11 protein-coding genes are annotated in these 14057 nt (G+C 68.8%); 10 read left to right on the top strand and 1 reads right to left on the bottom strand.

All coding sequences use genetic code 11. The features are described from left to right. The first annotated feature begins 65 nt into the window (after positions 1-65). The 8 genes from AAHM41_RS23110 (at position 66) to AAHM41_RS23075 (ending at position 10838) form a co-directional block, all read left to right on the top strand. Positions 66-1217 (top strand): ROK family transcriptional regulator, encoded by a 1152-nt coding sequence (locus tag AAHM41_RS23110; protein WP_342238942.1) that lies wholly within the window; start codon positions 66-68, stop codon positions 1215-1217. A 60-nt stretch (positions 1218-1277) separates the two neighbouring features. Beyond that, a complete protein-coding gene (locus tag AAHM41_RS23105; protein WP_342238941.1) occupies positions 1278-2537 on the top strand; it encodes an ABC transporter substrate-binding protein in 1260 nt (419 codons plus the stop codon). A gap of 4 nt (positions 2538-2541) precedes the next feature. Further along, positions 2542-3465 (top strand): carbohydrate ABC transporter permease, encoded by a 924-nt coding sequence (locus tag AAHM41_RS23100; protein ID WP_342238940.1) that lies wholly within the window; start codon positions 2542-2544, stop codon positions 3463-3465. Then, positions 3462-4298 (top strand): carbohydrate ABC transporter permease, encoded by an 837-nt coding sequence (locus tag AAHM41_RS23095; RefSeq protein WP_342238939.1) that lies wholly within the window; start codon positions 3462-3464, stop codon positions 4296-4298. The genes AAHM41_RS23100 and AAHM41_RS23095 overlap by 4 nt, the downstream gene beginning before the upstream one ends. 42 nt (positions 4299-4340) lie before the next feature. Then, positions 4341-5615: a Gfo/Idh/MocA family protein gene (locus AAHM41_RS23090; protein ID WP_342238938.1), complete on the top strand. Its 1275-nt coding sequence runs from the start codon at positions 4341-4343 to the stop codon at positions 5613-5615. Between the two features lie 183 nt (positions 5616-5798). Then, positions 5799-6968 carry an MFS transporter gene (locus AAHM41_RS23085; protein WP_342238937.1) on the top strand — a complete coding sequence of 390 codons (1170 nt, stop codon included), beginning with the start codon at positions 5799-5801 and terminating at the stop codon, positions 6966-6968. Positions 6969-7063: 95 nt separating this feature from the next. Beyond that, positions 7064-9724 (top strand): MMPL family transporter, encoded by a 2661-nt coding sequence (locus AAHM41_RS23080; RefSeq protein WP_342238936.1) that lies wholly within the window; start codon positions 7064-7066, stop codon positions 9722-9724. A 265-nt stretch (positions 9725-9989) separates the two neighbouring features. Further along, the gene (locus AAHM41_RS23075; RefSeq protein WP_342238935.1) at positions 9990-10838 is read left to right on the top strand and encodes an MlaA family lipoprotein; all 849 of its coding nucleotides are present in this window, start codon (positions 9990-9992) and stop codon (positions 10836-10838) included. 42 nt (positions 10839-10880) lie between these two features. Here AAHM41_RS23075 and AAHM41_RS23070 read toward each other — a convergent pair whose 3' ends face one another. Then, on the bottom strand, positions 10881-11498 hold the full coding sequence (locus AAHM41_RS23070) for an ABC transporter substrate-binding protein (protein WP_342238934.1): 618 nt from the start codon (positions 11496-11498) through the stop codon (positions 10881-10883). A gap of 304 nt (positions 11499-11802) precedes the next feature. Between AAHM41_RS23070 and ispH the strand changes: the two genes are divergently transcribed. Together ispH and hpnH are read left to right on the top strand one after the other, a co-directional pair. Beyond that, entirely contained in the window at positions 11803-12741 is a 939-nt protein-coding gene (ispH, locus tag AAHM41_RS23065; RefSeq protein WP_342238933.1) for a 4-hydroxy-3-methylbut-2-enyl diphosphate reductase, read from the top strand. A gap of 48 nt (positions 12742-12789) precedes the next feature. Then, a complete protein-coding gene (gene hpnH / locus AAHM41_RS23060; protein WP_342238932.1) occupies positions 12790-13941 on the top strand; it encodes an adenosyl-hopene transferase HpnH in 1152 nt (383 codons plus the stop codon). Positions 13942-14057: the final 116 nt, after the last annotated feature.

Raw genomic sequence — 14057 nt, 5'->3', positions numbered from 1 at the left:
ATCCTGAAATATGAGTCTCGTCAGTCGCTGCCCTCGCGAACGAAGGGCAGCGCAGCGGGGGCGAGATGGGGCGAGGCACGGGTGAGTTGGATCTGCGCGGCCGCTGGGGCGATGCCTCGGAGCTGCTGCGCCTGATTCATCGCCGCGGTGGCGCCAGCCGGATCGAGGCGGCGCGCGAGCTCGGCCTCAGCGCCTCGGCCATGACACCCCTGGTCCGCACCCTGATCGGCCACGGCCTGCTGCGCGAGACCGGCGCCAAGGTGTCGGGCGGCGGCCGGCCGCGGGTGATGCTGGACCTCGACCCGGACTACGGCACGCTGCTGGGCCTGCATCTCGGCGCCGAGTCGGCGCAGCTGGTGATCGCCGACCTGGCCGGCACGCCGCAGCAGAGCCCGATCCCCCTGCCCGCCCCGGCCAATGACGACCCGGCGCCGCTGGTCGACGCGCTGGACCGCCTGCGCCGCAAGGGCGGCCCCGGCTGGGACGCCCTCGCCGCCGGCGGCGTGGTGCTGGGCGAGGTCGGGCCGCGCCGGGCCGAGGTGATCGGTGCCGGCCAGCGCCTGACCGCGGCGCTGCAGGATGCCTTCGGCATCGGCGTCGCGGCCGAGACCCCGTCCAACGCCATCGTCGTCGCCGAGCGGATGCTGGGCCTGGCCCGGGCCTATGAGAACTACGCTGTCGTGAGCCTGCAGAACGAGATCGGCTCCGGCATCTCGATCAATGGCGACGTCTATCGCGGCAAGGGCCAGGCCGGCGAGATCGGCCACCTGTCGCTGGCCCCCTATTCCGGCGCCGCCTGCCGCTGCGGCAAATGCGGCTGCCTGGCCTCGCTGGCCTCCTTGTCCGCCATCTCGCGCCAGGCGCTGAAGCGCGGCCTGTCCGACGACATCGCCGTGCTGGCCCATATCGCGTCGCAGGGCGACCCGGAGGCGATCGAGATCTTCGACTGCGCCGGCCGCTGGATCGGCCAGGCCCTGGCCCAGGTCGCCAACCTGTTCGACCTGGAGGCGATCGTGTTCCGGGCGCCGCAGCCGGCGCTGAACATCTATCTGCTGAAGGCGCTGAACGAGAGCTTCCGCGCCCATGGCTACAATTTCGACGAATGCCGCACCGGGATCGTCATCAGCCCCGACGAGGGCGACGGCTATCTGCGCGGCGCGGTCGGCCTGGCGCTGGACCTGCTGCTGCGCCAGGGCGGGATGAGACGCCCGCCCTGATCCCGCCGGGATCGGGGCGTCCCAAGCCAAGCAACACCAGCCAGCCAACGGGAGGCTACAATGAACCTGCGCAGCATGCGGCTCGGGCCGAGCCCCATTAGCCTTTTCTTGGGCATCCTCGCTTTGGCCGCCGGCCTCGCCGGGCCGGCCCTGGCCGAGACCACCGAGATCCGCTTCTTCATCCCCGGCGCCAGCGAGGAGCGGAACCAGAAGCTGCTGGGCGAGATCGTCGCCGGCTTCCAGGAGAAGAACCCGGACATCACCGTGAAGGTCGAGGGCGTCGGCTGGGACGAGGCGTTCCAGAAGCTGTCGACCGACTTCATCGCCGGCCGCGCCGCCGATGTCGCCTATATCGGCACCCGCAATGTCGCCGAGTTCTCAATGATGGGCGCGATCCAGCCGGTGGACGGGCTGGTCGACGCCGAGACGCTGGGGCGGATCCCGGAGCCCGTGCGCGTCGCGGCACAGTTCGGCGGCAAGCAGATGGCCGTGCCGATGGCGTTCTCGACCCAGGCCCTCTACTACCGCACCGACCTGATCCCGACCCCGCCCAGGACCTGGGACGAGCTGGCGGCCACGGCCAAGGCGGTAACCGAGAAGAACCCCGGCATGTACGGCTATGCCACCGCCGCGGCCGCGCATGTCACCCTGGTCAGCCAGTTCCTCAATTTCGTCTACCAGAACGGCGGCGAAGCCTTTGATTCGTCGGGCGAAACGAAGATCAACAGCCCGCAGGCGGTCGGCGCGCTGCAGTTCTATGTCGACCTGTTCCAGAAGGACAAGGTCGTGCCCAACCCGCTGGAGTTGAACCGCGAGCAGCACCCGCCGCTGTTCGCCCAAGGCAAGATCGCGATGATGGTCAGCGGCCCCTGGGGCAAGGCGATCATGGGGCTGGACCCCGACAACAAGACCGCGCCCTACGCCGTCGCGCCGCTGCCCTGCGGCAAGGTCTGCAAGGGCGAGCTGGTCTCCGACAGCCTCGCCATCTCAGCCAAAAGCGAGCATCCCGAGGCAGCCGGCAAGTTCGTCGCCTATCTGCTGCAGCCCGAGATCCATGCGAAGTGGGACGCGACCAGCGGGCTGGTGCCGCTGCTGGCGGAGGAGGAGCAGCTCGACACCTTCAAGACGCCGTTCTGGCAGACCTTCATCGCCATGAAGGCGAACGGATTCGCCCAGCCGACGCCGCGGGCCTGGCAGCCCTTCGAGAAGATCCTGGTCGAGGCGGTGCAGTCGGCCATCCTGGGCAAGGCGACGCCGCAGGAGGCGCTGGATGCGGCGGCGGAGAAGATCCGCAAGGCCCGCATCGAACCGCGCGCCTGACCCCGTGGTCGCGCTCGCCCCCACTGCGCCGCGGAGAGCCACCCGCGCCCGGCCCTGGTCGCCGGACCGGGCGCCCTGGCCGTATCTGGCGCTGCCGCTGCTGCTGATCGCGGCGCTGCTGGGCCTGCCGGTGCTGCGCATCTTCTGGCAGTCGGTGCACCATGTGGTGCTGACCGCGCCCTGGGAGGGCAATGACTTCGTCGGCGCCGAAAACTTCCTGGCGCTGGTGCAGGAGCCGGCCTTCCTGCGGACGCTGCAGCTGACGGTGATGTGGACCGCCTGCTCGGTGGGGGCGAAGCTGCTGATCGGCCTGGGCGGGGCGCTGCTGCTGCAGCGCCCCTTCCCGGGCCGCAAGGTCTATCTGGCGCTCCTCCTCCTGCCCTGGGTGACGCCGGCGGTGATCGCCGCCATCTCCTGGCGCTGGGTGCTGGACGGCCAGTCCGGCTGGATCAACGCCGTGCTGCTGGTGACCGGCGCGATCCGCGAGCCGATCTCCTTCCTCGGCCAGGAGACCACGGCCTTCATCGCCACCGTGGTGGTCGATGCCTGGCTGGGCATCCCCTTCATGGTGGTCACTCTCATGGCCGGGCTGCAGCGCATCCCCGACGACTATATCGAAGCGGCGCGGATCGACGGTGCCGGTCCGGTCCAGATCTTCCGCCGCATCACCCTGCCGCTGCTGCAGCCGGTGCTGATGACCTGCGTGCTGCTGTCGACCGTCTGGACCTTCAACTCCTTCCAGGTGATCTGGCCGCTGACCAAGGGCGGCCCGGCCGGCGCCACTGCCACCCTGCCGATCCAGATCTACGAGACCGCCTTCGGCAATTTCGACTTCGGCACCTCCTCGGCGATGGCGGTGGTGGTGTTCGTCATCCTGATGTCGGTGTCGCTCCTGTACTGGCGCGTGCTGAAGGGGGGCGAGGAATGACCGCGCGCCGCTTCTGGCCCGAGGCCGGGCGGCATGGGGCCCTGATCCTGCTGCTGGGCTTCCTGCTGCTGCCGGTCTGGGTGATGCTGAAGACCTCCTTCACCCCCTATGACCGGCTCTATGTCTGGCCGCCGGAGTTCCTGCCGCGCAGCCTGGACCTCGGCAACTACGCCCGCGCTCTGTTCGGCCAGTACCGGGTGGTCGAGGCGCTGGGCAACAGCCTGATCATCGCCGGGGCCGCCGCCGCGATCTCGACCAGCTTCGGCTTCCTCGGCGCCTACGGGCTGGCGCGGTTCCGCTTCACCGGCCGCACCACGCTGCTGTTCCTGGTGCTGGCGACGCAGATGCTGTCGCCGGTGGTCATCGTCATCCCGCTCTACGAATTCATGATCGCGGCCGGGCTGCTCGACACCTATCTGTCGGTGATCCTGTGCGACACCGCCCTGGCCACGCCGATCGCGATCTGGCTGCTCCACGGCTTCCTGCTGGGCATCCCGCGCGAGCTGGAGGAGGCGGCGATGGTCGACGGCTGCTCGCGGCTGAAGAGCCTGTGGCACATCATCCTGCCGGTGGTGCGGCCGGGGCTGGCGATGGCCGCGATCTACACCTTCATCCATGCCTGGAGCGACCTGATCTTCCCGCTGGTGATGCTGACCGACGACGGCAAATGGCCGGTCACCCTGGCCCTGACCCGTTTCGTCGGCGAGAACGTGATCCGCTGGGACTATCTGATGGCCGCCGGCGTCGTCACCACCCTGCCCGCCGCCATCCTGTTCGCCCTGGTCCAGAAGCACTTTACCCGCGGCATGGTCGCCGGCGCGGTGAAAGGCTAATCCTCACTCTCAATCCATCGTTCGAGCCGAAAGCCAAGACCGATGTCCAAATCCCTGAAATCCCAGCAGATCCGCGTTGCTGTGATCGGCGCCGGCAGCCGTGGCATCGAGGCCTATGGCGACTATATCCGCCGCCGCCCCGACCAGGCGCGGATCGTCGCCATCGCCGACCCGCGGGCCGACCGGCTGCAGGACGCCGCCGCCCGGCACGGCCTCGGCTCCGAGCACCTCTATGCCGACTGGCGCGACCTGCTGGCGCGCGAGACCGAGCTGGACGCAGTGCTGATCACCACCCCGGACGCGTTGCACCTGGAGCCGGCGCTGGCCGCGATCCGCCGCGGCCTCGGCATCCTGCTGGAGAAGCCGATCTCGCCGACCGAGGAGGAGACCCGCACCCTGGCCGAGGCCGCGAGGGAAACAGGGGCGGATGTGACCGTCGCCCATGTGCTGCGCTACACCGCCTTCTTCTCGCGCATCAAGGAGATCCTGGACCGTGGCGTGATCGGCCGACTGGTGACGCTGCGCCAGACCGAGCACATCGGCTACTGGCACTTCGCCCACAGCTTCGTCCGCGGCAACTGGCGGCGCGAGGAGGAGTCCAGCCCGCTGATCCTGGCCAAGACCTGCCACGACCTGGACATCATCCGCTGGCTGGCCGGAGCGCCCTGCCAGGAGGTCTCCTCCTACGGCTCGCTGGCCCATTTCCGGCGCGAGAATGCGCCGGACGGGTCGACCGACCGCTGCGACGAGGGCTGCAAGGTCGAGCGGGTCTGCCCTTATTCCGCCCAGCGCATCTATCTCGAGAAGTTCAAGCCGGCCGATGCCTGGCCGCACAAGGTGCTGAGCCTCGACACCTCGCCCGACGGCATCCGCGCGGCGCTGCACGAAGGTCCCTATGGCCGCTGCGTCTATCGCTGCGACAACGACGTGGTCGACAACCAGGTGGTGGCGATGCGCTTCACCAACGGCGTCAGCGCCACGCTGAACGTCAGCGCCTTCACCGCCGAGAACACCCGGACGTTGCATCTGATGGGCACCCATGGCGAGATCGCCGGGCATCTGGAGAAGAACGAGATCACGGTGATCGACTTCCGCACCGATGACGTCACCACCATCCGCCTGACCGTGCCGGGTGACGGCGGCCATGCCGGCGGCGACGACCGGCTGATGGCCGAGTTCCTGGGCCGGCAGATCCAGCGCCGTGGTCGCAGCCAGGTGAATGTCGCCCTGACCTCGCTGGAGGAATCGCTGGACAGCCACTTCATGGCCTTCGCCGCCGAACGCTCGCGCCGCACCGGCACCATGGTCCGGCTGTGAGCCGGATAATTCCTTGAACGACCAGAGTTGGCCGGTCCATTTGCGTTGCCTCTCCCGCGTGGCGGGAGAGGTCGACAGCGCGCAGCGCTGGCGGGTGAGGGCTGGCACAGGCGGAGGGAAAGGGCCCTCACCCGGAGCCGCTTCGCGTCTCCGACCTCTCCCGCAAGCGGGAGAGGCAACGCGTTGAGCAAAACCCCGGACAACGCCGTCCATGAAGCCGGCGATCACAGCAGGCTGCGCGCCGTCGCCGCCCTGTCGGCGCATTACGGGGTCAGCGGCATCCTGACCCCTTATCTGCCGGTCTGGCTGGCGGCGAGCGGCCTGGCCACCGATGCGGTCGGCTGGACCATGGCCGCGGGCTTCGCCCTGCGCGCCGTCTGCATCCTCGGCTTCGGCATGGTCGCGACCCTGCTGCTGCCGGCCGGTGGCCTGGCCGCCGGCGCTGCCGTCTGCGCCGCCCTGGTGCTGATCGCGGCCACGCTGATCGCGGATCCCGGCACCATTGGCCTGCTGTCGGTCCTGGCGGTCGGGCTGGTCTACGGCTCGATCCCGCTGATCGAGAGCTTCGCCAACACCGTCACCCTGCGCAGCGGCCATGGCTATGGCCGGATGCGGGCCTGGGGGTCCTTCGCCTTCCTGATCGGCAATGTCGGCATGGGGGCGCTGCTGGTCCTGCCGGACGGCGCGGCGCTGCTGCCCTATATCACCGCCGGGCTGCTGCTGTGCCTTTGCGTCTCGGTGCTCGGACCGTCCTGGCAGCCGCCGACGCCGCGCCTCGACCCGCGCGCCGCCGCGGCGGCGCTGGCAGTGGCGGCGCCGCTGCTGGCGCCGGCCCTGCTGCTGCAGGCCTCGCACGCCTTCTACTACTCCTTCGGCACCCTGTGGTGGATCGACCACGGCGTGGCCAAGGGCAGCACCGGGATCGTCTGGGGCGCCGCCGTCGCCGCCGAGATCGTGGTCTACCGCTATGCCGCCCGGCGCCTGGAGCGGATCCCGCCGGCGACGCTGCTGGCGGCGTGCTGCCTGGTCGCGATCGGCCGCTGGCTGCTGCTGGCGACCGACCCGCCCCTGCCCCTGATCATCTTCAGCCAGTTCGGCCACGCCATGACCTTCGGCGGTGCCTATCTGGCGGCCCAGACCGTGATCCGCACCCGGATCCGGCCGGAACTGCACTACATGGCCCAGGCCGGCTACGCCTTCCTGACCACTTTCGCCGGCCTGGCCGGGACCACCGCGCTGATCCCCTGGGCACTGCGCGTCACCGGGGCCGATCCCTGGCTGCTGATGGCGGCGGTTGCCACGGCGGCGCTGGCCTGGCTGGGCCTGGCCCGCCTCGCCCGCACTGCGCCATAGTGCTGCCGCGCTCACCGGACGGCTTTCTCGCATCGGCGAAGCAGGATACAACTCCGCCCGCAGCCTGCCCTTCCCATCATCGCAAAGCAGACCTCGTGCCTGCCTCCAAACTGTCCGCAACACGTGCCCTGGTCTATCTGGGCGCTTTCTGCCAACGCCGCGCGCCGTGGGTGATCGTCGCCGCGCTGGTGCTGTCGGTCTGTGCCGTGCTGGTTGTGATGCACCGCCTGTCGATCAACACCGACACCGGCACGCTGATCGACCCCGACCTGCCCTGGCAGCAGGACAACGCCGCGCTCGACAAGGCGTTTCCCCAGAACACCGGCCTGCTGGCCATCGTCATCGACGGCCAGACGCCGGAGCTGGCGGAGTCTGCGGCAACGCAGCTGGCCAAGGCGCTGGCGGCGGAGCCCTCGCTGTTCAGGAGCGTCCGCCGCCCGGACGGGGGGCCGTTCTTCGACAAGAACGGCATCCTGCTCCTGTCGGTGAAGGAGGTGCAGCAGACCGCGAACGACATCATCGCCGCCCAACCGCTGCTCGGCGGCTTGGCCGCCGATCCGACGCTGCGCGGGCTGTTCGGCGTGCTCGACCTCGCCTTGCAGGGCGTGCAGACGGGCCAGGCGGAGCGGTCGCAGATGCAGCCGGCCTTCACCCGGATGGCGGCGACGATCGACGCCAATCTGACGTCAACGCATGTGGTGCAGCCGCTGTCCTGGCAGTCGCTGCTGTCCTCGGGCCCGCCCTCGCCGCGGACCCTGCGCCGCTTCGTGCTGGCGCAGCCGGTGCTCGACTACGGCGCGCTGGAACCGGGAGCGAAGGCCACCGAGTTCGTCCGCGCCACGGCGGAGAGGCTGCACCTGACCCCGGATTACGGCGTCACCGTGCGGCAGACAGGCAACATCCCGCTGAACGATGATCAGTTCGCCAGCGTCAGCGAGGGCATCGGCGTGTCGACCACGGTGTCGGTGGTGCTGGTTCTGGGGCTGCTGCTGCTGGCCCTGCGCTCCTTCACCATGACCGCGGCGATCACGGTCACGCTGGCCGTCGGGCTGCTGATGACCGCGGCTTTCGCGGCGCTGGCCGTGGGCGCTCTGAACCTGATCTCGGTCGCCTTCGCCGTGCTGTTCGTCGGCATCGCCGTCGATTTCGGTGTCCAGCTCTGCATCGCCGTGCGGGCCAAGCGCACCACCGCGCCCAATATATTCGCCGCCACCAACGCCGCCATCCGCCGCGTCGGCGCCGCCCTGGTGCTGGCCGCGCTGTCCGCCGCCAGCGGCTTCTTCGCCTTCCTGCCGACCGACTATCGCGGCGTGTCCGAGCTCGGGCTGATCGCCGGCGTCGGCATGCTGATCGCGGTTGTGCTCAACCTGACGCTGCTGCCGGCCCTGCTGGCGGTGCTACCGGTGCGGGCCGAGCCGCGCGAGGTCGGCTGGACGGAGCTGGCTCCGGTCGACCGCTTCCTCCTGAAGTATAGGCGCTGGGTGCTGGCCGGCGGCGCCTTGCTGGCCTTGGGGTCGCTGGCGCTGATGCCGCGGCTGACCTTCGACTTCAACCCGCTGAACCTGGTGGATCCGCGCTCCGAAGCCGCCTCGACGATGCTCGAGCTGATGCGGGATCCGCTGACCACGCCGAACACCATCGACATCCTGACTCCGTCGGTCGAGGCCGCGGCGGCGCTGGCGCCGAAGCTGCAGGACCTGCCCGAGGTCGACACCGTGCTGTCGCTGAACAGCTTCGTGCCCGGCGATCAGCCGGCCAAGCTGGCGATCCTGTCCGACCTCGGTTTACTGATCGGCCCGACCCTGGACGCGCCGGCCACCGAGGATCCGCCATCCGATGACGCGGTGCGCGCCGCCGCCGCCAAGACCGCGGCGACGCTGCGCCAGATCGCGCCGGAGCCGGACAGCCCGGAGCGCCGCCTAGCCGATGGGCTGGACCGGCTGTCCAAGGCCGATGCGGCGACCCTGGCCCGGGTCGGCGAAGCCCTGCTGAACGCCCTGCCGATGACCCTCGACCGGCTGCGACTGCTGCTCTCGGCCGAGCCGGTGACGCTGGCCGATCTGCCGAAGGACCTGAAGGAGACCTGGGTCGCGCCGGATGGCCAGGCCAAGCTGACGGTGTTCCCCAAGGGCAATGCCGCCGACAACGCCGTCATGGAGCGATTCGTCGACGCCGTCCGCGCCGTCGCGCCGCACGCCACCGGTACCGCGGTGACGATCCAGGAATCGAGCCGCACCATCGTCGGCGCCTTCATCACCGCCGGCATCCTGGCGACCGTGATGATCTCGCTCCTGCTTGCGATCGCGCTGCGGCGGCTGCGCGACGTGCTGCTGGCGCTGACGCCGCTGCTGCTGGCCGGCCTCATGACGCTGGCGGCCACCATCGTCACCGGCCTGCCGATCAATTTCGCCAACATCATCGCCCTGCCGCTGCTGCTCGGCGTCGGCGTCGCCTTCGACATCTACTTCGTGGTGAACTGGCGCGCCCGGCGCGGCGAGCCGCTGCAGTCCAGCACCACCCGCGCCATCGTGTTCAGTGCGCTCACCACCGGCTCGGCCTTCGGCAGCCTGTGGCTGTCGCCCCATCCCGGGACGGCGGGCATGGGCGAGCTGCTGACGATCGAGCTGCTGTTTACCCTGTTCGCCGTGCTGGTGTTCATGCCCGCGCTGCTCGGCCCGCCCGTGCCACCACGGCGCCTTCATCCGTACGCCATCGTGAAGCCAGGCTTCACGGAGCATCCGGATCAGGCCCGGTGACGACCCGGCCGGATGCGGCTAGTCTCGCCCGGCCGCGACTCTCGCGGCCCCGGCCGGCGCCCGGGTTCTGGTGCCCAGTTCGCTGCGGTCTGACGGAAGGGGAATAAAGTTTTTCGTCAGGTGGTTGTTGCCGCACAGGCCGCAGGATATTGTTCGTATTCTAACTTTCTTCTCCGTCGTGGGGTTGGGTCGATCCGAGCCGCGAACGGAAATGTGCCAAGCCAAGATCACCGACTTTCGGTTTGCTTACGGGATCGGACCGGACATGCCGTTGCGCTCATCCTTTCGCCCCCTTGCCCTCGGCGTCGCCGCGCTCCTCGTTGCCTCCGCGCTGAGCGGCTGCGCCACGCCGCCGACCGACCCCGCCCAGCGGGCCGAGTTCGACCGGATCAACGATCCGCTCGAGCCGATGAACCGGGCGATCTTCGACTTCAACCAGGCGCTCGACAAGAACGCCATCCGGCCGGTGGCGATCGCCTATCGCGACACGGTGCCGGAATTCGCGCGCGACGGGCTGCACAACGCGCTGCAGAACTTCGGCGAGCCGGTGATCTTCCTGAACAAGGTGCTGCAGGGCGAGCCGATCGCCGCCATCAAGACGCTGCTGCGCTTCATGGCGAACTCGACCTTCGGCCTCGGCGGCTTCTTCGATGTCGCGACGCCGCGCGGCGTGGTCCGGCAGCAGGCGGGCGATTTCGGCGCCACGCTGTACAAATGGGGCATCGGCGACGGCCCGTATCTGATGCTGCCCTTGCTCGGCCCCTCGAATCCGCGCGACACGGTCGGCTTCGCGGTCGACACGGTCAGCAGCCCCTGGGGCTACATCGTCAACATTCCGACCGAGGCGAGCGTCGGCCAGTTCGTGTTCAGGGGCGTCGATGTGCGGTCGCGCACGGTCGACGCCACCGATGAGCTGGAACGCAACTCGGTCGACTACTATGCCACGCTGCGCAGCGTGTTCCGGCAGTACCGGCAGGCCGAACTCGACGGCGGCCAGGCTCCGTCGGGCGGCGACCTCTACACCGATCCCGCCGGAGCGGCGGCGGCCGGCGGTGCCGCGGGCCCGGCCGCGGCCGGCGACGTCCCTGGCTCGCAGCTGCCGGACATTCCCTGACCGACGGCCGGGCGGGAACGACGCTCCCGCCCGGCTCGAGGCCTATTTCTTCGGCGTCAGCTCGACGATCTTGCCTTCGATCAGCTTGATCAGCGCATCGCCGCCGCCGCTGCGCAGGGTCGCGCCGAATTCGGACCGGTAGTTGGCGAGCTGGCTGATCGTGCCGTTCAGATAGATGTCGATGATCTGCCAGTTCGGCCCCCGCAGCCGGTAGTTCAGCGGCACCGGATCGGCGTTCGGCCGCACCAGCCTGGTGTTGACCACCTGGTCGCCGCCGCTGACCGGCTTGGCGTCCTCTGCCTGGAAACTCTCGCCGCTGTAGCCGTTGAAGCGGGCGGCATAGGTGGTGATGCTGAAGCGGCGGAAGGCATCCGTCACCTTCTGCTGCTGGGCCGGGCTCAGGGTCGACCAGTCCGGGCCGACGGCGATTCGCGCCATCAGCGGCAGGTTGAAGGTCTGGTCGAGCACCGGCCCAAGCTTCTGGTAGCGCCCGCGAAAGCCCAGCGAGTCGGCGTTCTTCATGACGTCGAGCAGGGCGTTGTCGAGCGTGTCGACGACTTGGCGCGGCTCGGCGGCCTGTGCCGGCAGCACAGTGAAGGGCAACGGCAACAGGAGTGCCAAGGCCAGGGCAAGGCGTCTGGAGAAGGCAGGCGAGCGCATGGTTTTGTCTTCCGATTCGGAATGTTGGTCCGCCGCCATCCGGGCTCGCGGCGCGGCGCAATCGACCCATGATGGCTTCAACCCGCCCCTTTGCCGAGAAGTTCCGAACGCCGCCGCGTCGGAATTCGCCTGTGACGGCCAGCACATCGGCCGGTGCGACGAATTTGATAAGTATCGATCGTAACCCATTGCAGCGCGCGCTCTTAGTCATGTTAGTGACACGCAAAGTTGGCGCGTTGTATGGTCCAATTGAGAGTGATTCACTCTGGCGAACTCCAGCGCTCAGCCGGAACACAGGTGCGGAATGCGGATCATCTTGGCCCAGCCGCGAGGCTTTTGCGCCGGCGTCGAGCGGGCGATCGAAATCGTCGAGCGGGCGTTGGAGATCTTCGGGGCTCCCGTCTATGTCCGGCACGAGATCGTGCACAACCGGCACGTGGTCGAGAGCCTGCGGGCGAAGGGCGCCAAATTCGTCGACGAGCTGGACGAGGTTCCGGCCGGCGCCATCACGATCTTCAGCGCGCATGGCGTCTCCCGGTCGGTCGAGGCCGATGCGGAGCAGCGCGGGCTGCAGGTGATCGACGCGACCTGCCCGCTGGTGTCGAAGGTGCATATCGAGGGCCGCAAATACGCCGCCCAGGACCGCACCGTCATCCTGATCGGCCATGCCGGCCATGCCGAGGTCGAGGGCACCACCGGCCAGATCCCGGGTGGCGTCACCCTGATCTCGACGGTCGAGGAGGTTGCGACGCTCGAGATCCCGGACCCGGAGCGCGTCTCCTACATCACCCAGACCACGCTCAGCGTCGACGACACCAAGGCGGTGATCGACGCGCTGACGGCGAAATTCCCGGCGATCGTCGGCCCCGATACCAAGGACATCTGCTACGCCACCCAGAACCGCCAGCGCGCGGTGCGGGAGCTGGCGCAGGTGGCCGACGTGCTGCTGGTGGTCGGCGCCCGCAACAGCTCGAACTCGAACCGCCTGCGCGAGATCGGGGCCGAGCTGGGCGTGCCGAGCTATCTGATCGACGACGCCTCGGCGCTGGACCCGGCCTGGCTGGTGGGCAAGCAGGCGGTGGGCATCACCGCCGGCGCCTCCGCCCCCGACAGCCTGGTGCAGGAGCTGGTCGAGACCCTGCGACGTTATGGCGAGGTCGAGGTCTCGACGCTGCAGGGTGTCGATGAGAATATCCGCTTCCGTCTGCCCTCCCAATTGACCGCACCGGTCCCCGCCGAGTAGGCATAGTCGCTTGGCCCCGATTTGGGCCGACAGTTTTGTGAAGGTCCCATGGGTATTCCGCTTCACCAGCAGATCCGTATCGGCGCTTACCTTCTGAAGAACCACCTGATGGGCACCAAGCGGTACCCGATGGTTCTGATGCTGGAGCCGCTGTTCCGCTGCAACCTGGCCTGCGCCGGCTGCGGCAAGATCGACTACCCGGACGAGATCCTGAACCAGCGCCTGTCGGTGGCCGACTGCCTGCAGGCGGTGGATGATTCGGGCGTGCCGGTGGTCTCGATCGCCGGCGGCGAGCCGCTGCTGCACAAGGAGATGGCGGAGGTGGTGCAGGGCATCATCGACCGCAAGAAATACGTCTACCTGTGTACCAACGCGCTGCTGATGGAGAAGAAGCTCGACCAGTACAAGCCGAGCCCGTTCCTGATCTGGTCGGTACATCTGGACGGCGACCAGGAAGACCACGACCGGTCGGTGTGCCAGGACGGCGTCTATGATCGCGCGGTCAAGGCTATCAAGGCGGCCAAGGCCCGCGGCTTCCGGGTCAACATCAACTGCACTCTGTTCAACAACGCCGTGCCGGAGCGCGTCGCCAACTTCTTCGACGACGTCAAGGCGATGGGCGTCGACGCCATCACGGTCTCGCCGGGCTATGCTTATGAGCGGGCGCCGGACCAGCAGCATTTCCTGAGTCGCCAGACCACCAAGCAGCTGTTCCGCGACATCTTCAAGCGCGGCGACAACGGCAAGCGCTGGTCGTTCAGCCAGTCGACCATGTTCCTCGACTTCCTGGCCGGCAACCAGACATACCACTGCACGCCCTGGGGCAACCCGACCCGCACCTATTTCGGCTGGCAGCGGCCCTGCTACCTCCTCGGCGAAGGCTACGCCCAGACCTACAAGGAGCTGATGGAGGAGACGGACTGGGACAAGTACGGCACCGGCAACTACGAGAAATGCGCCAACTGCATGGTGCATTCCGGCTATGAGGCCAGCGCGGTGAAGGACATGTTCCGCAACCCGCTGAAGGCCTTCCTGGTCAGCATGCGCGGCATCCGCACCGAAGGGCCGATGGCGCCGGAGATCTCGCTCGACCGGCAGCGCCCGGCCGAGTTCGTGTTCTCCTCCCATGTCCAGAAGGCGCTGGAGAAGCTACGCCACACCCCGAAGGTCGCGGCCAAGGGTGCCGGCGGCGGCAAGTAAGGCCGCCATCGCCGCGCTGCTCTGCCGCCCCAGGCGGATCAGCGCCGGCAGTTGACCCGGGGGGGGGGGGGCCGGGCCCCCGCCCCCCCCCCCCCCCCGGGGGCCCCCCCGCGGCG

This window comes from Inquilinus sp. OTU3971 (assembly GCF_038440215.1).
Note: the sequence above shows the minus strand (reverse complement) of the source record. Positions and strands in the feature narration are given on the sequence as shown.